Genomic DNA, 21681 nt, shown 5'->3' on the forward strand with positions numbered 1-21681 from the left:
TGAAACATATACTTTATATTTAAATAAGGGACTGTCCCAAAAGTCATCGAAGATGGCCATTGGGCAGCCCCGTTTTGAAAATTGATAAACAAAAAAGAAACCGTTTCTTAGTAAAATGGAAGTGCGACCCACCATTTGAAAGGAGACGGTTTCTTTGTACATTGAATATAACATGGATATAGCCTTCAGCAGCGTCCAACGGATATTCGCGCTTAAAGCCCCATCTAGAGAAGGTTAAGGCAGCGCTCCATAAATCCAGGAACTATCATTGCCGATGCCGGATATGGCGGAGAAGAGAATTATGCCTATCTAGTAAAGGAATACGTAACCGCCATCATCAAAATACAGTCTTCGTCAGCCATTCGATCAAGATTCGGACATGCCCTAGCTCCGGTGACAGTAGCGGAAGTCAGCGACCTTATTTCATTGATTTTGGCAGTATTGTAATCCTAACGGAACTCAGTACCGTTATTTGCTTATTTCGATGGCAATACTTCGCGAATTGCAGCCAATAACGGCGTACAGTTCCGTTAACTTTAAAGAATGGCGATATTTCGTTGAATAACGCCTCTCAGTTCCGTAGGCTTTCTCTCTCCTCTCCTCTTCCCTTCCTTATCCCTCCAAAGTTCTTAAGTTACTGCCAATATTCAACTGATACGTCCGAAATCTCAATTTTCCTCTAACCACTATCAAATTGTTGTTTCTCCACCAAGTCATGCAGCACCTTACGGGCGTAACGATCAGTTACTCGAAGATGCCTCGCAAGCTCTATTGGTGTAAATGGCCTCACAACTCTTCGCGCATATCGCACTGTTTCCGCCCCCTGCGGCCGGCAGATTAAGCCTTTCGAAATCAGCGGCGGAAATACTCGACAAAGGACAGCCCATAGACCGTACCATAGGCCAACAGTATTGTCCATATCGCCAGGCTGGCCGTCATCCATATAAGCACCGATTTTCGAGGGGAACCGAACGACAGCGCGAGAATGGCCGCAATGTCCGTTCCTACTATCGCAGGGGCGAGCAGTGCAAGTCCGGGCATGCCGTAGCGATCCCAGACCTTCTTGGCCCGCGACCGCTTGCGCGAATTCATCTGCTCCTCCTCCGTCATCCCCTTGCGCTTGGCTCTCCATTCCGTCCATTTTTTAAACCAAATCGCAATGAGAGCTATTGGAATAAAATTGCCTGCGAATCCGAGCAGAGCCACCGGTACGGGCGACAGGCCGGCCAGAATTCCAAGCGGAACCACCAGAAACACCTCCAGCCATGGAGCCGCGGCCAACAGGAAGACCAGTACGTATCCCCAGGTTTCGTTAACTCTATTAAACCAATCGATCCCCATTCCCCATCCTCCCGCTTTCGCTTGTATGCAACTTCTATCCTGCCTCCAAAAGCACATTACCTCTATTGTAAAGGATACGGAGTAAATTATAAATTGCCCTTTATCCTTCCCGGTCTTCGATTCCGGGCAGCCGCTTGATCAGCTTCAGAATCACTCGTGCCGTAGTTTCCGCCATGCCGGTCAAATCCACATGCCAATCTACGTACGTGTTCCGGAGTAATATAACGAAATGACATAGAATCACCTTTCTGTATTTTTATATGATATTATGTATATTTATTAATAATTGACAGTAGGAAACCTAGGAAAAACTCCTATCGGAGTAATTCCTGGGTGAGCGACCGTTATTATCGCCAAGCAGATAGCACAGCAGCATTGCCTGCTTGGCTGTCGACATATGTGGACAAGGCGATCCGGAGGATGATTGTGCTAGCTACCGTTGGTCCAATTCAATAAACCGGGACAAATACCTTTCCTTAGAGACCGGATTCAGCTTATGCCGGTACCGTTCGTACTGGTCGTTTACAAATTTGATCAAGGAAGCATCCCGGTTCAGCAGTGTCCCGTCTAAATCGAACAGCACCGCCCTCATTTTCTCAGCGCCTCCCGGTACTCAGCCAATTGATGCTTAACATAAGCAGCCGCCTCATTAATAAACCGTTCAATTTTAACAGGAGTAAAATATTCAGGAACGACATCCTGCTCCTGATTGACCTCCGGCCAGGTGAGCACCCGTTCCCGCCATAGGCTTATTTCTTCAGCCGTTAAATACGGGGCGACATCCAGAGCCCTTGCTGCGCGAAGCGAGTCCCATATCCTCGGCCGCCAAGGAGCCTCCCGATACAGGCGGAACTCATTCTTATCCGTTTCCCGGTAATATAAAGTGCGGATCTCCTCTTTGGACAAGCGCGGAGCTACCGCGTCAACATACTCGCGATTCAGTGTCTGGAGCCAATAATAGTCGGTTAACAGATGGGCCGCGTAGCCCAAGATCGTTTGCCGGACGTCCTCCGTACTTTCCGCCTCGAAGTAAGGCCGGACAAAGCCCGGGATAATTCCGTCGGCATCCACTCCGGATTGGGTAATGCCCAAATGAGTTCTTTTCTTATCCTCCCGGTTGCTTCCGGGGCGCATGTGGATCGCATCCGGAGCTACACTGCCAAGCAAAAAAGACGGGCCCGGCTCCTCCTTATCATACTCGTACAGCTTAACGGCCACAGCCAAATGAACCATTTGAGACGGCATCCGTTCCACTCCATTTCCATGTTAGTTGTGGTAATCATTTCCTTATATTCTACCTTATCTAAATCCGCATGAAAATTAAAGCTAATTTTTTGCGGATGCCCGCCGGGTATTTGCCCCCCGGACGGAGCCCATCTTATCGGGGGGCAGTACCAATACTACTCTGTTCCAGGCCCCTATCCAGCATTATGAGGAAGCAAGCCGGCCGCCAATTCCCGGCAGGTAGGCGGCGGTAGATAGCCCGCTGCCGGCATTACATCCGCAAGCCGATTTGGTTGCCGGAGCTGTACCTTGCCAGCCCCCGGTAGAAAACAAACAGAGCGGCGGCAGTCAGGACAAGGGCGGCCGCCCCTGCCCACAATAGGAAGCTGAAGTCTGCGTTCCGCAGCAGTCCTATCGGCATATAACTGATGAAGCCGGCAGGGATCACCGAGAACAGGAGGAGGCGGACCCAGCCTTTAAAAATATCTGTAGGATACGTGCTGAAAGTGATAAAAATATTAAACAACTGATAGCCGATCCCTTCCGCATTGCCGATATAAAAGGCGAGTGACTGGCTAAGCACGTGAAAGAAAACGAAGAACACCGTAGCCAGCACTGAAGCCAGAACGAAGCGAAGCACTCCAATCAAGGAATGATCCCCGAATATTCCGTATAAAATCACTCCAAACAGCACGTCCCCGATAGCCGATAACGACATTCGGCTCACCAGCACATGAAGCAGGACGGGCTTGGGCTGGGCCAGGTATACGTCCAGCCGGCCGTTAGCCACTATGTTGGCGATTTGCAGCGAGTTGCCGAACAACGTGGCCGACAGCCCGAAGCCTATCGTTCCGATCGCCCACATCATCATGACATCCGTTAGCTCCCATCCGTTCACAATCGGAAAGCTTGTAAAATACACTCCCCAGAAAAAAATCCACACTGTGTTATTGATGAGCATCATTCCCGCCGTCAATAGAAAATTGAGCCTGAACTCCAGCGCCCCCGCCAAATTCAGCTTCCAGCAAAACAAACAAAACCGCAGCAGCTTACCCGCCGTTGACATGAAGCTTCTTCACCCCTCTCCGGTAAATCGCTATCGTTAACAATCCTAAGGCGGCCGCCCACAGCCATTGTACGGCCATCATGCCCAACAGAGTTCCCGGGTCGTAATGGATCGCTGTTTTTGCGGCAAAATAGACAATCGTTTGAAAAGGGAGCCATTCGCAGACCGTCCTCAAGACATCGGGAAACAGCTCCAGCGGCAGCATCATGCCGCCGATCGTAAACAGCATTTTATCGTACACGAATGCGAGCCCTTGAGTTTCTTCCAGCCAGAAAGCGCACAGAGACAAAGACATGCGAATGAAATAGTTAATCGTGAACGAGCCGATAACGATCAGTCCGAAGCCGGCCCAGCCCCATCCGAGCTGCGGCGGCCCAATTACGAGCAGGCCAAGCATTCCGCCTACCACGAGATTCACGGCCAAGCGAATCAACGCTTCTCCCATGTAACTGACATAATGATAGCCCACATAGCTCAGCGGCCGGGATAATCTATAGGCTACCGTGCCGGTTTTGACCTCTTCCTCGATCGTCACATTCAGCTTCGGGGAGGCCATAATGATCGCCTCGGCAAAGATCAGGTACCAGATAATTTCTCCATAGCGGTAGCCGGCAATCTGCTCTTCTCCGACACCGGCATAGGTTACCGTCCACAGCTGCACGAAGATGAACAGAATGACTATCAAAAATAAGGAGCGGATCACAAAATCCAGCACATAAGCCAAATGATTGCGCAGCGTAATGCTTCCGACCGCCGCATATTTCGCTGCTTTCAGCGCCAGTGAGGATGGTGACAGTACGGCAGATACCGTCCAGCCTTTCCGTCGCATTCACCCCGCCTCCTTCCCGGACCGCTCATAAATATGCGTAATGACTTCCTCCATCGGCGGGTCTTCAATCGTTACATCCTCCAGCTCGTAGTGCCGGACAATATAGCCGAGCACTTCCTCCACCGTAATGATTTCCGTATGAATATCCAGCCGGAGGCGGTTATTTTCCAGTTCGATCAGCTCAACTCCGCGAATCCCGATGCCGCCTGTTTTATAGGGCTGGGAATCGCCGCTTCGCCGGCCGTTACTTTCCAGCCGCTCCTGCCCCTCATTCCGCCTCTCCCGCTCCTCGCTTCCGGCCATTCCTTCCGGTCCCCAATGCCGGGGCTCACTTCGCAGCTCGAGAGTGACCCGCTTCATCGTCAAATACTCCCGCTTCATAACGGAGACCGGATCGTCCAGAATAATCCGCCCGTCGTTAATGACTACGGCCCGGCTGCACAACTGCTCCACGTCCCCCGCATCATGAGAGGTGATGAATACCGTCGTCCCTTCCTGACGATTCATCTCGCGGATTGCCTCCCGGATTTTCTGCTTGGCAATCACGTCGAGGCCAATGGTGGGCTCATCGAGAAACACCAGCTTGGGGCGGTGCAGCAGGGCGGCCGCCAGCTCGCATCTCATTCTTTCCCCCAGCGACAGCTTGCGCACCGGAACGTGAAGATAAGCAGACAGGCCAAGACGCTCAATCAGTTCGTCCCTCCGCTGCTTGTAATCGTTCCTTCCCAGTTCATAAATCCGGCTCATCAACTCGAAGGAATCCGCCGGAGGAAGGTGGTACCAGAGCTGGGATTTCTGCCCGAAGACCGATCCGATCCGGTACGCCAGCTTCGACCGCTCTTTCCACGGACAGTAGCCGATCACTTCAGCATGCCCGGAGGTCGGATGGAGAATTCCGGTCAGCATCTTGATCGTCGTCGATTTACCGGCGCCGTTCGGGCCGAGGAAAGCCAGCATCTCCCCCTCCTCCACCGTAAAATCAATCGGATGCACCGCCACCTTCTCTACCCACTGCGGCGCTACAAGCGAGCGAAAGCTGGCCAGGAGCCCCTCCCTCTTCTGTTTGCGGATAAATTGTTTGCTCAGTCCTTCCACACGAATAATCTTCATCCTTTTACCTCCTTTACCGGCCAACGGGCGGCGGATATTTTATCCTGATAAAGCGAAAAAGACCTCCCGCAAGCCGCCGATTAAGGCGGAACTTGCCGAAGGTCTTTTATCCCTACGGTGTAGCGCATCCTATTGCCCTATGCGCCGATCTCGCTCGGTTCGACCGGTTTGTAATGAGTGCAAACCGTCGGCTCCCTAGAGATCCTTCCATCCAATTTTGTAAGATTCTAACATCGGTTGTTCCAAAACGCAACCTTTTTTTATTTTTTTATATATTGCGGAGTCTGAACCGTCCGGAAGAACAAGATTCCGTCATACTGTTCCCGAGGAATAAACAGCTCCTCAAACATGCCCCAATACAGTCCGGTCCGGGGAGTAAACATCCATGCGTTCCACACTCTCCGCTGCTCATTCTTCAGGTCTGCGAACAAATACGGATGACCGGTTTCATTGAGCAGATACTCCACGCTTCCCGGCTGGACCGGGATGAAGGGAGAATCTTCTCCCATATTGTCGCCCGAAACTCCGCTATGTGCATACAAACCGATCACATAGCTTTCCTCGCGCAGCTTTTCCGGAAGCAGCTCGGTCATATTAGGCGTGTTATAGGTATTGCCGACGGTCGTATTGCTTTTGCGAATATGGAAGTTATGTCCCCAGACGATGATTTTCTTATCCGGATATACCTCCTCGGCGAGCCAGGCCAAGTTATCCGCCATCGCCCTATCCCGCAAATACATCGTATCCTCTTCCAGACGGAACTCCGGCATCTCCCCGCTTGCAAGCGTCACTCGCTGCTTAATGCTCGCTTCGAGAACCGTATTCACTAACTCAATACGGTTTTTCAGTACCCGCTTGGTTACATTCAGCAGCTCGGGATCATCCGGGTAGGCTTGTTTCAGCTTCTCGCCATTGGCCTGCAAGAACGCGGAAATTTCTTGCAGCCCTTGCAAGAGCGCGGGCTTTTCCTCATAAAACTGCTCCAAATCATTGTTATCGCCGGCATACCACGACCAGATTTTATCCTCCAGTTGATTCCATTTCCCGGCCATTTCCGAATCAACAGGGCCTATCCACTTCTGAATGAAGTCACGGTAAGAGTACAGGGTCTGGTTGTCGAATCCGGTTAGAATTAGCGGATTCTCCGAATTCCGGCGGTCGGCTATGTATTCGAACAGAGGCAGCGCCTCCTGTGTGTGCCAAACCGGGTATACGGAGCTTCTCATCAATTCCAGCGGACTTAGAGAATCCGATTGAACATAGGATGAGAATGCTGCATCCAGGCCCGATTCGAAGGCAATTACGTCAAATCCCATTTCCTCGTGCAAAAATTGAATAAGTCTAACTTTGGAAAGGTTGTATTCGGAGGCACCGTGAGTACTCTCCCCAAGCATGACTATTCTCGAATCCCCCACAAGAGACTTCAGAAACTGTAAATCTTTAAACTTATCCTCGTCTCCCTCACCTACGTCCCCGCCCTTCACAGAAGCAGGCTGGATCGTTTCCAACGGGTGCACGACACCTTCCAAATAGTCCTTCCATAACCGGAGAACATGATCCCCTTCCCGATATTGAATGGATTGAACGACGACAGGGGTCTCCTCATTAGCCAGAACATTCGGAGCGGCTGTCAATACTCCGGAAGCGGCTATCGTTATTCCAAGCACTGTTTTAGCGACAAGCTGTAATCTTTTTCGTGCCATGTACTGTCTCTCCCTTTTGATGTCATTGGCTTGTTCGGGCGAAACCATCCGCTGTGCCTAACCTATTCCTTGCCAACCAATATTCTTTAAATCGATTTTCGCTCTGGCAAAATCTGAGTTATAAATTCTGTGAAAATAGAAATCTATAAAATTCCGGGATAGTTCATATGGCAAAACTATGTCAATGATCTATGGCGGCAGCGTATGGATTTTTCCCCATTTGCATTATATACCATCGACTTTACGGGGAGCTATTGATAAGTCTTGCAATCCCATGAGTAAACCTTACAATTTTGTCACTTAAGTACTTGCAGGCTTGCCCTCCTCCCTTCCAGTAGAGCAGCGCGCGCCTTTTCGGCCCGCGCTGCTCTGGTTATGGGCCGGAAGGCCGCACGAGCGATCTACTGACCGCCGTCATGCATTACAATCCCCCGCATTGGGGGCTGCACATCTTTATCCCCAAGCTCTGTTGTAAATCTTTCCTGCTCACTGAATCCGGTGCACCCCGATATAGTCATAAATCGATCCGATAATTCGGATGGGGACCTCCTCCTCCTTCACCACCCCATTCTCATATATGATCTTGAACCGGATGCGGTGAAGCCCCTTGGGAAGTCCTCCCTCCAACGAGCCGAGCCGCTCATCATACAGCTCTCCATGGAAGAGAACGCCGCTTTCATCAGGCTCCAGACGGGCAGTAATAGAGATGGGACTGCCGTCTTTGCCGTTGGCCTGCAAGGAAGCGGACGCTTCACGAACCGGAGCCGGCGAGCTTTCCGTCTGCACGACGAACACTTCCCCCGAATAAAAATCTTTAGGCGGAACCGTCGTATTATGCTCCTTCTCCTCATGTCTGGCCAGCCATTCAGGAGTATGATGAACCTCGGAGCGGATCGTTAACTCTTGTACCACGATCGTCTTGGTAATGGAGTCGGAGGCCAGACCGTCGGATACGGTCAGCTTCACAATCACCCGCCCGGGCTGCAGCCATCGCTGGCTAAAGCGCGGGGTATCGAATATGCTACGCTTGCCGTCAGGCCCTTCCACTTCCCACAGGTAGGTTAATGTATCTCCATCGGGATCGGTTGCGAGGGCAAAAACTTCTGCCGGGTCTCCTTCCCACAACGGTTTAGGCGACCAATCGAAATCAGCAACCGGCGGGCGGTTAATCATCATCCAGGTCGCAGAAGACCATGGTGACCAGATATGTCCATCATGCACACGAACACGTACCTGAAGCTTTTGCCTTGGCGGCAAATCTCTGTCTAATTTCCAGGAGGCCGATGTGTTGGACGTATTTTGGCTCTTCTCTCCTGTATCCAGAATTACTTTTCCGGCTTCGTCCATAATCTGTAGCTGGTACCATTTAAATACGGTGCCCGGATCCGGATCGGTTTGCTTCCATTGCAGGATCGGCCGCAGCGTATCCATCATCGCAGGCTTGTCCTTCGTGCCGTTAGGAACGGTCATCTGAGCAGCCGGAGGACGATTCGTGATCATCCAGCCGATGTTGGACCACGGAGAATAGTCTTGGCCATCCGTGACTCGTACCTGCACCTCATACTTCTGCCCCTGCTCCAGAGCAACATCTAGCGTCCACTGATTCGAAGCAGCTGTCGTGTTCTGGACTAATCCTGTCCTCTTGAGGAAAATTCGACCCCATTCATCTTTAATCTGAACGTCAAACAGTTCAAAGACCGTACCGGGATCGGGATCGCTTTGATTCCATTTAATCGTTGGTGTCACGGTAGGCACATATGTCGGGTTTGCCTTGCTTCCGTTCGGATAGGTTAAGGTCACGCTCGGAGGTCGATTGGCCGCGACAGGCTGCTTCACAACGATATCCTGCTCGTACCAGTCGCTCCATGCCCGGTATTCATCAGCTACAGCTAATCCAAGGGTATAGACTCCTTCTTCCGTTGGCCTTTGCAGCTTTCCTTGGACAGTCTGGCCGCTAGGTGTGACGTAATAATATTTCTTCTGGTAAATCCCGTGATTGCCTGCATAAGCCGCCTGACAGTTTCCGAAGCTGTAGCAGCGGTCCGGATCGTAGCTGCGCTCACTCCAAACCACCAGGTTGTTATTGTTGATGCTGGCCGTGAAATTCGCTATCGGCCTCCGATGGACAATGAGCGTTTTGATATCAAAATCCGAGTACTTCCGGTATTGGCCGAACACATTGCTCGGATAACGATAATTGGGATGAGGATCGTCCATTTCCCGATACGAAATCCGGTACAGTCCTACCTTATCGAAAACCGGAACCGGCGTCTTCCGGACGGAATTATGAAACGCAGACAACCCACTCTTGCCATCCCCGATATTCAAGAACATTGTTGTATTAATATGTTCTGTCTTCCATTCCGTTTTGTCCGGAATTTTCGGGTCATTTTCAAAATCAATGTATGTCGAATCATAAGTCACCTGCGTATCGACAATGGCATAACCATTGACTTCGCTATCCGTTCCGGCAGGCATCATCCGGGAGGAAATCCCCTTAAAGGCAACCGTATCATGAACGGAATACGGGCCGAATGTACCTCGGGTGAATGTGCCATCCGTGACTTCAATGATTGGCACCCCGTTTTCATACACCTTCAGACTGCTGCCGCGCATATCGACTTTGTAGCCGGTCCAAGTATTATCGGGAATGAAATGAGTGACTTCTTTAAGGGTCTGTTTCCTTCCATTGACGATTTTGATTAGTTTTAGCTTAGAATTAGTGGATTCTACCCGATACATATTCTTGTGGTTTTGAATCCGGAAACTCATTCCCGTTGGTAAATGATCGAATTCTTGATATGCAACCTTCTGACTCCAAGCAATCGTTCCGTTGGCCAAAGGAGGCATTTGGGCATTTATCAACTGCCCATTGGTCTGCCATTCGTTATGGTCAGGTGGTTGCTCTCCATTATACTCAAATGGGTATAGTGTAGCTTCTTCCGGGAAATAATAGCTGCCTACCACAAACTCATATCCCTGAATACCGTACCTTCCGGAACTAAAAGGAAGATCCCATAATACCCTTCCCGACTTTCGGTCAACGACTCTATATTTCTCTCCCATCCGCTCATCATCATAAGGATCCCTAATCACGTCGGTTCTAATCCCAATACCATTGACTCCTCCCCAATAGGGGAGAGTGGGAGGACGATAATCTACTTGTCTGAGGCTTCCGGTAACAAGGTCGTATTGGTGGTACTTGTCTTTCCAGTGGATTATAAGATACCTATCTTCTTGGACCTTACTCCAGATACTTGCTCCGAGATAAGAAACATCTTCAAGTTCAGTAAGAACCTGAGGCTTGCCAGAGTATCCATCCCAGCGGACTAAGTATCCTACCCACCCTCTATTCGTATCTTTTAAATGTGCATTAACAATGCTGTACTTATTTCCCCTGGAATCCTGAATATCAGTATTCAAATAAGCAGGAAGATAATCGGGATGTTTAGGATTACTATATTGCATGTCAGCAGCAGGTACATTCGAATAACTTTCAACCTTATAAGGGGTCACTAAGTTATCATAAGAATAGGAATATATTCTGCGGTTAGACAAGTCAATTTTTTTGACATCACTATTAAACTTCAAGAAGCTGTCGGCATCATACGTTCCAGTTCCGTCAGAGAATTTTAGAATCTTCCCGTCCACAGTGACGGTTTCCCCGTATTTGGTTTCTTGTATAGAAACGTGCGATGTCTCTAAGGGCTCTACCTTACCTCTTGCCAAGTCTGAAATTCGATACAGCGCATAATCCCGAAGATCGGAATAATACCTATCCATAACCCAACCTAAGTAGTTCCGAAAATAGAACATTATTTGGTCCAAATCTTCTCTGATAATCATATGGTTATCAGAATAGCCACCCTCGAATAATTTGGTTTGGTTGCCACTTGGATCTACTAAATAGTAAACGCTATTATAACCCTCCCAAACGTGCATAATATATCTATCTCCACCTAAACTATACGCAAGACTTCTTAAGTCCCTACTGTAGTAGGGTTTAGGGAGTTTCTTAGGCGTCTTGATCTGATCTGAAGAAACAGGTAAAGATATATAACCGTTAAGGTCTTTCTGAAGTTGATTCGGTTTTTGGGCTATAATCGGCGTTGTTACAAGCAGTCCATCCGGAGTTGCGGACCAATATTTTAAAATGCTCGGCTCGTCTAAAGAAGTATTCACCCATTTATTCGTCATAAAATCGCTTGCCGGATAAACAGTGGATTCAATCGGTTCCGGCTCGGTCGAAATGCCAATCGGCGTAAAACTGACCTCGGGTGCCTGATTCACGATTTCAAAGGAAAAGTATCCGGTCGCATGTTTACCCCAATCCTCCTCGGCATACACCTTCAGGCAATATTTCCCTACTTTATCTGCGGTGTAGTTCACCACTCCACCGCCAGAGCCTATTTTCCGGAAGTCCGCTTCGTTGCACTTGCCGTCATTGTTGGAATCATAGGCCACATACAGATCATTGACAACGATAGCGTCACCATCCGGACTATATGTTTCGTTCTTAATCGGCAGCGGTGTATTCCGGAGTCCGATAGAGTTATAGGCCAGCTTGGGAACCGGCGGCAAATCTTCCTTCACCACAAGCTTATGAATGGCTTTATTTTCGGGTAAAGAACGCAATCCGGTATTGTCTTCCACTTCCAAGGTGATCGTTTCAATCCCCGGCTTCGGGTACACATCCCGTCTATTTTCCCAAATGTGCTTGGATATGGTTCGCCCGGGAACATACGTAAAACTGTTTTCCCCATGGATCGGTGGCTTCACGGGACGTCCCTCAACTACGGAATCAGGTGCAGTTATGATGGGGATCGGGTTAGGCTCGACCACCGTAATCATCGCCTTGCTGGTTGAAGAAGCTCCTTGGGGATCCGTTGCGGTCGCCATGATTTCATGTGTTCCCAGCTCTGTAGCTTTTAGATTGTTGAACTCCGTATTTCCGGGCCAGAGCCGGTAATAATCCGGCAATCCGCGAATCCATGAACTCTTACTATCTTCGAAGTGGAAATAGTATTCGATTGGGTCCCCGTCCGGATCATAAGGCTCGGGTGGATTGGTTGTCGGATTTTGGATAACCCGTAGGTTCACATAGGAATCCTTGACGACAATGGTGGCTGAAGGAATAAAACCATAATAATCCCCTTGCTGAAACCAACCGATACTGAACACAGGCGGCCGGTTATCCGGATTCGTTTCAATCTCCAACGGCTTCGGCCCGATCCAGTCGGAATTTCCGCAGGTCGTTTGTATCTGCATGTACACTTGAACCGTTCCCACTTGTAGGGAATAAGGGTATCTTTGGACATAATTTTGGGTTTTTCCTTTAACGAGTGGCGTATCCTCTACGCTCCACCCATTTTGATAATACCGGAATTTATGGCTGACGTATTCACAGCCGGTTCCCTTCACCACAATATTTTTCGGCTTGAGCGTAAAGGAATCTCGGAACTGAATTTTGCCGGGTACAATTTCAAAATCCCCGGTAATCTCCTTTTCTTCAATCGGTCCGTCGTCACAATATCGGCTGGCCGCATATTGCTTCTTGATCTCATTATTAGACTTCGTTTCTTCGACGATTCGGTTATCCGGATCTAGCTTGATGACAAATTCGGTGGACCGTTCATTCGTAAACTTATACGTGAACTGCTCCTTGATCGTCTGATTGGACCCCATCTTCGAATAATTGAATGTCTTATGAAGCTGGCCGGCAACCCACACTTCGACCGTAAATGGTGTATCGATGGCTCGTCCACCGTTACTAAAGGAAAACTCAAACGGTGTCTCCACATTTAAAGCAATACAATCCACCAAAGTTTTGAAGTCTAGGCTGCCTAAATCTGGTTTCTCTGTTGGCTTCAAATACACCGTCACTTTACCGCTATATTCGTAGGAGATCCCTTGCCAGAAGGCATTGATCTTCATTTCATAATTTCGGCCTTCAGTATGCCCGGTAATTGGAGTATCCGAAGGAATGTCTTTCCAATCGGTTCCCTTCCTACTATTTTCTTCATCAAGCATCTTTGCAACTCGCATCATTCCTTTTCCCGGTAGAGCTCCTTCAGCTACACCACCAGTATCCAGAATGTCTACATTTCGAGTTATACTCGTTGATTTTTCTTTAATAATACGAATACTTTCTGGTACTACTGCGGATACGGGTATCGTTTTACCAGCCGGGTTTCTAATCATACTCTCATCTAGGTAATATAGACTTGGAGAATCCACTTCATAAGCGGTCGTTACGGCTTTGCCCTGAAACTGCAAATCATAGGGAAGATGGCTGGGAAAAGGTCCCGGGCAATCGGATACACCATTCTTCACACAACTTCCAGGAAAGGAGTATTTTGCTGTTCGCTCTCCTTGCGTTTGCCAATGGGTTCCTGCAGCATTTCGCCAAATATAGTGCCCTGGATTCGTTTCCGTTTTGTTGGCAACTTGTTTTTCAATACCTTTAACGTCAGGAAGCGTAAGTACATTCCCAGATAATGTTCCACCGTTTTTGGTTTTGGTTCCGTTCACTTCGATTTCCCAATAATCAATCTCCCGATTACCGAAATTTAGATTTACAGTTAGTCCGGAAAGAGTACTCGAAGGAAGATAGGAATATTTTACGTTGTCTATAATTACCTCAGATCCACCAAATTGGATATCTAAAGACTCTGCTTGCAGTTTTCCACTAGGAAAAAGTAGTAAAATACTACTTAACAAAAGTAGGGTTAATAGAACTGCAATGATTGGTTTAAAAAACCTCTTTACTTTCACGTCTATATCACCTTATTCCCTCATTGGCTTTGTCAAATAATTAAAGCCTTTTTGAGGTTCATATCTGTTAGATATATCGATCCAAAAGTCTCCAGTAGAAATCCTATCTTCCACCTCTGTTTTTGACATAGTCATTAACAACCAACCAGATCCATTGAAGTGTTTCTTCATTGAATACATTTCAATATATTTCACATGGGTTTGTTCCTGGACATCAGGATCAATAATTGCTTCATTAAAATGATAACCTGCCCCAAAATATTGTGAAGAATCCCAGTATCCTTCACGTAACGTATTATTGGAAAAAGTAAGTTCCATAGCTATTAGATAATCATTAATCGATTCGCTTGCATCATACTTCTTGATCACCTTAGGAAACCAAGATCTAAATGCCGCATCCGGATCTTCCATATCCACCACCAATACTTGCTTTAATGTGACATCTACCTCTGCCCCATAAGACAAATCCATCGGAAATTCCTCTGGTAGAACCCCCAAAATCGACTCCATATTCGTGTTACGCCACTCAACCTCAGCGTAGCTGGCTGCCCGTTTATCGACTTCCAGCTCCTTGCCTTCCTTCAAATCCAGGATGCGTTGAATAATGGTCACAGATTGCGCCCGAGTGGCCGTTTCCTCTTTACCCAGTTGCCCATCGGCCATTCCGGTGATCATTCCAGTTTTGGTCGCCAGGAACATCAATTCTTCGTCGCTGGTTTGATTATCTGCCGATTGCCGTTCTTCATTGGACGCCCGAACGGCGATTCTGGCCATTTCCAATCGGGTAATCGGGGTATCCCATGTTCCATTATTAAAGTCCGAGTACCGGTGATATCCGGCATTGACGACAGCCGAAATATAGGGATCGTACCATTGGTCGTCGCTATTCTTTTTCAATGGATTTAAACCCATAGCTTTCGTAACCATAGTTACATACTCAGCCCGTGTAATGTCGCTATCCGGCCTAAACGTACCATCCTCATATCCGTCCACATAACCGGCCTCTATCGCTTGCTGAATCGATTGCTCACCCCAGTGGCCTTTAATATCCGACAAGTAAACTTGAACCGGGGCCTTAGCCTCCTTTACAGCGCCTGTTCTCTCTTCCTGCGGCTCCTCTTTGCCTGCGGCAAGCAAGGACGAATGATTGGTGCATCCCGTCATCATTAATGCTGCGGCTACGCCAACGGTAATGAATTTGTTTTTGAATGGAATTGTTTTCATGTTTCAAACCTCCAATGATTATTGTGAATGCTATAATATGGCCTAAAACAGGCTTCCAATAGGATCCAAAGAAAGGGCAGCCTACGGCCGATTAGGCTTTTATACCTATAACAATTTCTACAAACAAATAGTTCATTCCTCCTAATTTGACAAATTTAACTAGTAAATCCTCATTTGAGGAAAAGCTTAACGGAGAGTTCAGTGCGGCCAAAATAAACAAACCGCCCCTATACTCGCATTCGAGAATAAGGGCGGTTCTTCCGCACGGTTTATTGGATTTGTCTCTACTATAAGCGATATTCCAATCTATGGCAAGACCTACTTTGACTCTGCGTATCCATTGATCTCTATCGCGGAATCATGCTACGTTAGGCTAAGGAGCTAAAGATATTTTCTCATCCATCTGCCATAATGCTCTGAGGAGGGCTTAATATGCATAACAAACCGGGATTTATCATCGATTTGGACGGCACTATGTACGCGGGAACCCGTCCCATACCGGGAGCGGCCGAGTTTATCGAACGGCTTCGGGAAGCCGGCTTTCCCTTCGTTTACGCCACCAACAATTCCAGCCGGCGGCCGGAGCAGGTCGCGGAACACCTGCGTTCCGTAGCCGGTGTGGAAGCTCGGCCGGACGAAGTCCTTACTTCCGCTCAGGCCGCGGCCCGCTATATCTCGGGACGGCAGCCGGGGGCACGCACCTTCGTCATCGGCGAAGAAGGTCTGCTGCATGCCGCTCATGAGGCAGGCCTCGTGGTCACCGGGGAAGAACCTGAATTCGTCCTTCAGGGAATCGATCGGCAGTTCAGTTACTCCAAGCTCGAGGCGGCCGTCCGCCACATTCGGAACGGCGCCGCTTATGTCCTGACGAACCCGGACCATCTGCTGCCCGGTGAAGGCGGCTTCCGGCCGGGAGCAGGTTCCCTGGCGGCAGCCATCCGGATGGCGAGCGAAGCCGAGCCGGTCGTTATCGGCAAGCCATCGTCCATTCTGCTCGAGATGGCCGTCGAAGCACTCGGCATTCCCGCCGGCGAAGCCTGGGTTGTGGGAGATAACCTTCGGACCGATATTCAAGGAGGAATCTCGGCCGGATGCCGGACTGCGCTGGTTTTGACCGGTCTCGTGACACCCGATCAAGCGGACAAGCTGATCGCCGGCTCAGCCATCCGACCAGACCTGGTGTGCCGCGATCTGCTGGAGCTCTTTGAACGCCTTGCCGCGAAACGATAACGAGATTGTGTGACCATGGCGATAACGCAGATCATTTAAAGTTTAAGAAGTCAAGCGGCGGCTTCTTCCTTGCCCGCTAACTTTCCATCAAGCGAAATTACCCATGCTTTCTTCCGTATGCCCGGGCATATGACATGACCCTATTGTACATAGCCCGGTCCACCTTTCTAATAGGGGCAAATTGGGGCTGTCTGGAATTGACCTCCAGTACGAACAGCTGCTTGCTCTCCTCTTCAACGGCGAAATCAATCCCCATCTCCCGCATGCCGGACTTCTTCTTGCTCAGTACGCGGGCAATTTGAAGCGCGGTCTTTCTTATTAGTGCCAATCTTTCCTCCCCTTCCTCCGGGGAAAGCTGAAGCTGTCTGAACAGTTTGCTCATATTGACCAGCCTGCCGCCTTGATGATAATTGGTGACGATTTTATTCGGCTTGCCCACTTTGGCGATAACGCCGGTACACGTCCACTTGCCTTTGGGCTTACGTTGAACCATGGCGCGTAAATCATAAGGGTTCCCCTGCACCCGATCCAAACCGACAGCCTGTTGAATAAGCAGTTTTTTCTTTTTTACATTAAGCAGATGGCGGTATAACGAATGAATGTCTGTAAACCTTCTGGTTCTCTTCCTGGAACGAAGCAGATATCCTTCGTCATCCGTTTCCAGCTTATAGATACCGATACCTAGGGAACCTACGTTAGGTTTAATGTACAAGCACCGGAACGATTCGGTCATTCGTTTAAGATTTTTTTTCGAGAAAGAAGTGGTGTAAGGGAGATGTTTGCTGACCTGGTGATTCGCTGCCAAATAATAATAGACTTTCAGCTTACCAACTATGGTGGCGCTATTGTAGTTTTTTGTTCTCAATCGAATTCACCTCAAAATACTGTATGTGCCCGTCACGGTGAATGGCTGTGTGATCGTTTAGTTAGATAAGAAATAGACATTTGAACCAAATCATTAGCACCAGCCTACTATTCCAGGTCCATGTCCTTACAGCATAGAGATGGCCCGAGTAAGAAGAGCTATAAAACCGAATAGGCCCTCATTAACGATGCGGAACCCCGGCAGGCCGCTTACTCAGCCGCTCGCAAGGTGCTTGCTTGGAAAAAGATCATATTGCCAGCCAGACTGGATAGGTTTAAGATTGATAGAGACATCAAAACTATTGCTTAATCAGGAGGTCCTGCCATGTTCGCTGCCATATTCCGGCGGAAATGGACAACCGTAGACTATGTGCTGGTCGTCGTACTCGCTGCATTATACGCGGTTGCTCTCATGACGCTGGCGAACATTAAATTGATTCCTTCCGTTCCGGTTCGTCCGGCCAACGCCCTACAACCGGTATTCGGAATGCTGTTTGGATTGCCCGGCTGCCTGGGTCTCGCCTTCGGCAATCTCATTAACGATCTGATCATAGGCGATCCGCTGCCGCATAAGCTGATCGTCGGTTTTATCATTAACTTTCTGGGCGGTTTTCTCGGGTTATTGTTCGTCAGCCATCCCCTTCTGAAAACCATACGAAGCGTCGTCGAATATTATTTCTTCGTGGTCATACTCGCTTCGGGTATCATAGCCGGATCGATCTGGGTGAATGTGCTTCTCGGCTTTACTCCCGTTGAGATTGCCACTGCCTTCACGCCGATTGTGTTTGCCAACCAGGCTATCGCCACCGGAGTGCTTGGTCCGGTGCTGCTGAGACTGCTCCATCCTTTCGTCAAGAGAGCCGGCCTATACCGCGGTCTGCCCATTCGGACCTCCGGATCGACAGTAAATAATCAAGGAGTCAACAATGCGTGAGGAGAAACCGATTCTTGAACTCGAAGATGTTTCCTGGCGTTATGAGGACCGCAGCCATCCGGCTTTGAACGGGATCCATCTGCGAGTCCGCCGGGGAGAGGTCGTAGGGGTGACCGGACCGTCCGGAGCCGGTAAAACGACGCTTCTTCTCGCCCTAAGCGGTCTGATTCCCTCCAATTACGAAGGGGAATTCTCGGGAACCCGCCTGGCGGAAGGGGAGATCGGAATCGTCTTCCAGGACCCCGAGACTCAATTCATCGGTTTGACGGTGGAGGAAGAGATCGCTTTTCCGTTGGAAAATCGGGGATACCGCGATGAAGATATCGATCGGATCATTCCAAGAGTGCTGGAGCGGGTCCGTTTGTCCGGATTTGAACGGCGCTCTCCTTTCGATTTGTCGGGAGGGGAGAAGCAGAGGGTGGCCATCGCCTCCGCATTGGCGGTTTCACCACCCATTCTCATCCTGGACGAGCCGACCTCCGAGCTTGATCCGTTAGGCGCCAGAGAGGTTTTTGCACTGCTGCAGCAGTTGAAGCTGGAGCGGGAAATGACGATTATCGTATCGTCTCATGCAACGGAGGAGCTGGCTCAATTCTGCGACCGAATGATTCTGCTGGGCAACGGGGCTATTACCGTGGATGCCCCGGCCGGAGAGTTCTTCGCTATGACCGAGCTGCTTGAGGCTTCCGGCATCTACGTCCCGGATCTAATCAGCTTCCATCACGGGCTTCGGAGGCAAGAGAGCGTACCGGTTACGCCCCCCTTATCCGTAGAAGAAGCGGTCCGCTGGTACCGGTCGCTCCGGGCAAAGGAGGGATCGGGCGTATGACAGCCATCCTTCGCTTCGAGCATGTTCATTATCAATATCACCCGGGCCGGCCCGTGCTGAAAAATATCCATTTCTCGCTAAGGCGCGGGGAATCGGTTGCGTTGATCGGCGGCAACGGCTCAGGTAAGACAACGCTGGCCAAGCATTGCAACGGCTTGTACAAGCCGACCTCCGGCAAAGTGTATGTAGATGGACGGGACACGGCTTCAATGGCTATTTCCGATTTATCTTCCACGGTGTCTTACTGCTACCAGAACCCGGATCACCAAATTTTTCAATCCACCATTTGGGATGAGGTCGCCTTCGGGCCCCGAAATCTCGGGCTGTCGGAAGAGGAAGTGGAGAACCGGGTAACCGAAGCTCTGACTGCCGTCGGATTGAATGAAGCACGCGCGGAAGAGCCTTATTTTGCCGGCAAAGGGGAACGGCAGAAGATTGCCGTCGCCTCCGTGCTTGCCATGAAGCCGCAGGTGATTGTGCTCGATGAGCCTACCACCGGTCTCGATCACCGCGGCGTCACGGACATGATGTCGCTCATCGAACAGTTAAACCAAGAGGGACACACTATCCTGATGGTGACCCACGATATGCGTCTTGTTGCCCGCTATGCCCATCGCGTCATCGTCCTCCGGCAGGGAGTGATTATAGAGGATGGCAGTACGGAAGAGGTATTCGCCAAGCCGGATGTTCTGGCTGAAGCGCAGGTAGAGCCTCCATCGGTAACCCGGTTTGCGCTGGGCTGCGGATGGTCCAGTCCTCTCCCGCTCACCCTGGAGGGTTTACAACAGCGTGCGGCAAAGGAAGATGAACATGAGTAACCCTGTACATTCTGCAGTACCGTCAGCAGCGCCAAGTTCCCGAACAATGGCGGGAATGCATCCCAGCGCCAAGCTGCTTCTATTTCTTCTGGCCGGCAGCCTGGCCTTGATCTTTCAAGATCCCCGATATTTGGCCGGTGTAGCTCTGCTTCACCTGCTGCTCGTGTCCCGAATCGGCTGGACGCGTTCGCTCTTCCGGACCTTTCTTATTCTGGGGGGCATTTCCTCCGTCTTCACTGCAGTTTCCTGGCTGCTGTTTGTCCGGGTGGGAAATGCATATTGGGAAGGCACGATCCCTTGGATCGGATATGCGATTCAGATAACGGATACGGGAATATTATGGTCGATAGGCATGGGATTACGTATCGCTACCCTTGTGATGCTGTCGGTATTCTATTTATTTACAACCTCTCCGCGGGAAATGGCCATGGCCTTGAAAGGAATCGGCCTTCCTTTCTCCATCGGCTTCCTGATCTCGCTCATCTTTCGCTTCATCCCCCTCGTCAAGAATGATCTGGCGACGATCCGGGAAGCGCAGATGGTCCGGGGGGTCCGATGGGATCGTGGCAGCCTGTTCACCAAGCTGAAGGCATATGCGGCCTTGATCATTCCCTTGATCTTTACCTCGTTAAAGAGAGTTCAGCTTATCGCCAACGCTCTGGATTCCAAGGGCTTTCAAATTCGCAACCGCAAGCATCGGTATTACCGGATGCCCCGCTGGAAAGGACAAGAAATCGCCTGGATTGTAATCAGTGCTTGCCTTGTAGGCCTCTGCCTGTATTTGGCGCGCCTGCATCCGAATTTGTACGGCATTCTTATTCCTACCCGAATCTAAGAAAAAGCCTCCGATATCCTAGCTAGAAGGGTCGAAGGCTTTTTTCCTTTTTGTTAAGCGGCAGTCGTTCGCTATTCAACAGATCACTCCAGGCCGAATATATACCTCTGGATTAGAACGGCTACGCCATCCTCGGTATTCGCCGGGGCAACAGTATCCGCGGCTCTCTTCACTTCCTCCTGCGCGTTGCCCATAGCCGCGCCCAGACCGGCTGCACGAATCAAAGCGAGGTCATTGATGCTGTCACCCGCAGCAATCACCTCGTCCATGCTGATTCCAAGCATTTCGCATACTTTGCCGACTCCGCTCGCTTTATGAATTCCCGGAGGATTGAATTCCAGATTGCAGGGATGGGAATTGGAAATTTCAAAGGCTCCGATCCTCAAGGATTCCCTGCGAATCCACTCCAGATTCTCCTTGTTCTCGGAATGCACGGCAAAACTGAACCACTGAAACGCCTCCTCCTGGTCCGGCCAGCGGTCTTGCCTGAAGGTTCCTTCCACGGCATGGCCCCAGAATTTCACTTCGCAATGCCTCGCTAACCGCACAAGCTCCGTCACCGCCTCCGGCCGCAGCAGCGTACGCTGCAGCAGCTCGCCCGGCCTGAGCCAAACGTCGCTTCCATTCACGGTTACCAACGGTCCGTCAAGCTCCAATTGCTGAAAATATGGCATGACGGATGGAAGGTTCCGTCCTGTAGCCAGCATTACCGTTATCCCTGCTTCGCGGGCTTTTGCTATCCAACGCCTGTTCTCCTGTGAAATCGAATGCTCATTATCCAGCAACGTTCCGTCCATATCGAGCGCTAGCAATTTATAGCTGCTCATTCCCCCGCCTCCCTCAATAAATTAATGTTTTCCCCGTTTTTCTCGCTCTTTCGCACGATTTCATCTTTGACAA

At 49.8% G+C, this 21681-nt stretch carries 16 protein-coding genes and 1 pseudogene; 6 read left to right on the forward strand and 11 right to left on the reverse strand.

Translation table 11 applies throughout. The annotated features are described in order from the left end of the window. Positions 1 to 177 precede the first annotated feature (177 nt). A pseudogene (locus tag ACFQ03_RS25925) lies at positions 178 to 342 on the forward strand (IS1182 family transposase); the annotation flags it as partial. 510 nt (positions 343 to 852) lie between these two features. On the opposite strand, the gene ACFQ03_RS24225 reads toward ACFQ03_RS25925, so the two are convergent. The 9 genes from ACFQ03_RS24225 to ACFQ03_RS24265 all read right to left on the reverse strand — a co-directional run bounded on the left by ACFQ03_RS24225 (position 853) and on the right by ACFQ03_RS24265 (position 15271). Then, complete coding sequence (locus tag ACFQ03_RS24225) at positions 853 to 1341, reverse strand: small multi-drug export protein (protein WP_379291536.1); 489 nt, start codon at positions 1339 to 1341, stop codon at positions 853 to 855. Between the two features lie 433 nt (positions 1342 to 1774). Next, positions 1775 to 1933 (reverse strand): HAD hydrolase-like protein, encoded by a 159-nt coding sequence (locus tag ACFQ03_RS24230; RefSeq protein ID WP_144940480.1) that lies wholly within the window; start codon positions 1931 to 1933, stop codon positions 1775 to 1777. Next, complete coding sequence (locus ACFQ03_RS24235; RefSeq protein ID WP_379291539.1) at positions 1930 to 2586, reverse strand: hypothetical protein; 657 nt, start codon at positions 2584 to 2586, stop codon at positions 1930 to 1932. Before ACFQ03_RS24235 ends, ACFQ03_RS24230 begins: the two co-directional genes overlap by 4 nt. Before the next feature lie 250 nt (positions 2587 to 2836). After that, the gene (locus tag ACFQ03_RS24240; protein WP_144940483.1) at positions 2837 to 3631 is read right to left on the reverse strand and encodes an ABC transporter permease; all 795 of its coding nucleotides are present in this window, start codon (positions 3629 to 3631) and stop codon (positions 2837 to 2839) included. Beyond that, on the reverse strand, positions 3615 to 4460 hold the full coding sequence (locus ACFQ03_RS24245) for an ABC transporter permease (RefSeq protein WP_144940485.1): 846 nt from the start codon (positions 4458 to 4460) through the stop codon (positions 3615 to 3617). The genes ACFQ03_RS24240 and ACFQ03_RS24245 overlap by 17 nt, the downstream gene beginning before the upstream one ends. Continuing rightward, positions 4461 to 5570, reverse strand: coding sequence for an ABC transporter ATP-binding protein (locus ACFQ03_RS24250; RefSeq protein ID WP_379291542.1), 1110 nt, complete (start codon positions 5568 to 5570; stop codon positions 4461 to 4463). Between the two features lie 260 nt (positions 5571 to 5830). Continuing rightward, entirely contained in the window at positions 5831 to 7273 is a 1443-nt protein-coding gene (locus tag ACFQ03_RS24255) for an erythromycin esterase family protein (RefSeq protein ID WP_379291544.1), read from the reverse strand. Between the two features lie 486 nt (positions 7274 to 7759). Next, the gene (locus ACFQ03_RS24260) at positions 7760 to 13321 is read right to left on the reverse strand and encodes a glycoside hydrolase family 78 protein (RefSeq protein WP_379291547.1); all 5562 of its coding nucleotides are present in this window, start codon (positions 13319 to 13321) and stop codon (positions 7760 to 7762) included. 738 nt (positions 13322 to 14059) lie between these two features. Then, positions 14060 to 15271 (reverse strand): S-layer homology domain-containing protein, encoded by a 1212-nt coding sequence (locus ACFQ03_RS24265; protein WP_379291549.1) that lies wholly within the window; start codon positions 15269 to 15271, stop codon positions 14060 to 14062. Between the two features lie 432 nt (positions 15272 to 15703). Here ACFQ03_RS24265 and ACFQ03_RS24270 point away from each other — a divergent pair, with 432 nt between their 5' ends. Further along, a complete protein-coding gene (locus ACFQ03_RS24270) occupies positions 15704 to 16501 on the forward strand; it encodes an HAD-IIA family hydrolase (protein WP_379291552.1) in 798 nt (265 codons plus the stop codon). A gap of 97 nt (positions 16502 to 16598) precedes the next feature. Here ACFQ03_RS24270 and ACFQ03_RS24275 read toward each other — a convergent pair whose 3' ends face one another. Beyond that, positions 16599 to 17366, reverse strand: coding sequence for a YheC/YheD family protein (locus ACFQ03_RS24275; RefSeq protein ID WP_144940497.1), 768 nt, complete (start codon positions 17364 to 17366; stop codon positions 16599 to 16601). A 324-nt stretch (positions 17367 to 17690) separates the two neighbouring features. On the opposite strand from ACFQ03_RS24275, the gene ACFQ03_RS24280 reads away from it, so the two are divergent. Genes ACFQ03_RS24280 through ACFQ03_RS24295 form a run of 4 tightly spaced genes read left to right on the forward strand, consistent with a single transcriptional unit; the run spans position 17691 to position 20781 of the window. Next, on the forward strand, positions 17691 to 18299 hold the full coding sequence (locus tag ACFQ03_RS24280; RefSeq protein WP_144940499.1) for a QueT transporter family protein: 609 nt from the start codon (positions 17691 to 17693) through the stop codon (positions 18297 to 18299). Further along, positions 18292 to 19128, forward strand: coding sequence for an energy-coupling factor ABC transporter ATP-binding protein (locus tag ACFQ03_RS24285; protein WP_379291555.1), 837 nt, complete (start codon positions 18292 to 18294; stop codon positions 19126 to 19128). Before ACFQ03_RS24280 ends, ACFQ03_RS24285 begins: the two co-directional genes overlap by 8 nt. Next, positions 19125 to 19946 carry an energy-coupling factor ABC transporter ATP-binding protein gene (locus ACFQ03_RS24290; protein ID WP_379291557.1) on the forward strand — a complete coding sequence of 274 codons (822 nt, stop codon included), beginning with the start codon at positions 19125 to 19127 and terminating at the stop codon, positions 19944 to 19946. Before ACFQ03_RS24285 ends, ACFQ03_RS24290 begins: the two co-directional genes overlap by 4 nt. Beyond that, the gene (locus ACFQ03_RS24295) at positions 19939 to 20781 is read left to right on the forward strand and encodes an energy-coupling factor transporter transmembrane component T family protein (RefSeq protein ID WP_379291559.1); all 843 of its coding nucleotides are present in this window, start codon (positions 19939 to 19941) and stop codon (positions 20779 to 20781) included. The genes ACFQ03_RS24290 and ACFQ03_RS24295 overlap by 8 nt, the downstream gene beginning before the upstream one ends. An 83-nt stretch (positions 20782 to 20864) precedes the next feature. On the opposite strand, the gene ACFQ03_RS24300 is transcribed toward ACFQ03_RS24295, so the two are convergent. Then, on the reverse strand, positions 20865 to 21608 hold the full coding sequence (locus tag ACFQ03_RS24300; RefSeq protein ID WP_379291562.1) for an HAD family hydrolase: 744 nt from the start codon (positions 21606 to 21608) through the stop codon (positions 20865 to 20867). Between the last annotated feature and the right edge of the window lie 73 nt (positions 21609 to 21681).

It is taken from the genome of Paenibacillus residui, from assembly GCF_042677205.1.
In the GTDB taxonomy this organism is placed as follows: Bacteria; Bacillota; Bacilli; order Paenibacillales; family NBRC-103111; genus Paenibacillus_L; species Paenibacillus_L residui.

Excerpts from the sequence above, each read along its gene's own strand:
- ACFQ03_RS24230 (WP_144940480.1), bottom strand. The coding sequence starts at position 1,933 with ATGAGGGCGGTGCTGTTCGATTTAGACGGGACACTGCTGAACCGGGAT.
- ACFQ03_RS24260 (WP_379291547.1), bottom strand. The coding sequence starts at position 13,321 with ATGATGCGAGTTGCAAAGATGCTTGATGAAGAAAATAGTAGGAAGGGA.
- ACFQ03_RS24280 (WP_144940499.1), top strand. The coding sequence starts at position 17,691 with ATGTTCGCTGCCATATTCCGGCGGAAATGGACAACCGTAGACTATGTG.
- ACFQ03_RS24240 (WP_144940483.1), bottom strand. The coding sequence starts at position 3,631 with ATGTCAACGGCGGGTAAGCTGCTGCGGTTTTGTTTGTTTTGCTGGAAG.
- ACFQ03_RS24225 (WP_379291536.1), bottom strand. The coding sequence starts at position 1,341 with ATGGGGATCGATTGGTTTAATAGAGTTAACGAAACCTGGGGATACGTA.
- ACFQ03_RS24290 (WP_379291557.1), top strand. The coding sequence starts at position 19,125 with ATGACAGCCATCCTTCGCTTCGAGCATGTTCATTATCAATATCACCCG.
- ACFQ03_RS24265 (WP_379291549.1), bottom strand. The coding sequence starts at position 15,271 with ATGAAAACAATTCCATTCAAAAACAAATTCATTACCGTTGGCGTAGCC.
- ACFQ03_RS24270 (WP_379291552.1), top strand. The coding sequence starts at position 15,704 with ATGCATAACAAACCGGGATTTATCATCGATTTGGACGGCACTATGTAC.
- ACFQ03_RS24235 (WP_379291539.1), bottom strand. The coding sequence starts at position 2,586 with ATGCCGTCTCAAATGGTTCATTTGGCTGTGGCCGTTAAGCTGTACGAG.
- ACFQ03_RS24245 (WP_144940485.1), bottom strand. The coding sequence starts at position 4,460 with ATGCGACGGAAAGGCTGGACGGTATCTGCCGTACTGTCACCATCCTCA.
- ACFQ03_RS24295 (WP_379291559.1), top strand. The coding sequence starts at position 19,939 with ATGAGTAACCCTGTACATTCTGCAGTACCGTCAGCAGCGCCAAGTTCC.
- ACFQ03_RS24255 (WP_379291544.1), bottom strand. The coding sequence starts at position 7,273 with ATGGCACGAAAAAGATTACAGCTTGTCGCTAAAACAGTGCTTGGAATA.
- ACFQ03_RS24250 (WP_379291542.1), bottom strand. The coding sequence starts at position 5,570 with ATGAAGATTATTCGTGTGGAAGGACTGAGCAAACAATTTATCCGCAAA.
- ACFQ03_RS24300 (WP_379291562.1), bottom strand. The coding sequence starts at position 21,608 with ATGAGCAGCTATAAATTGCTAGCGCTCGATATGGACGGAACGTTGCTG.
- ACFQ03_RS24285 (WP_379291555.1), top strand. The coding sequence starts at position 18,292 with ATGCGTGAGGAGAAACCGATTCTTGAACTCGAAGATGTTTCCTGGCGT.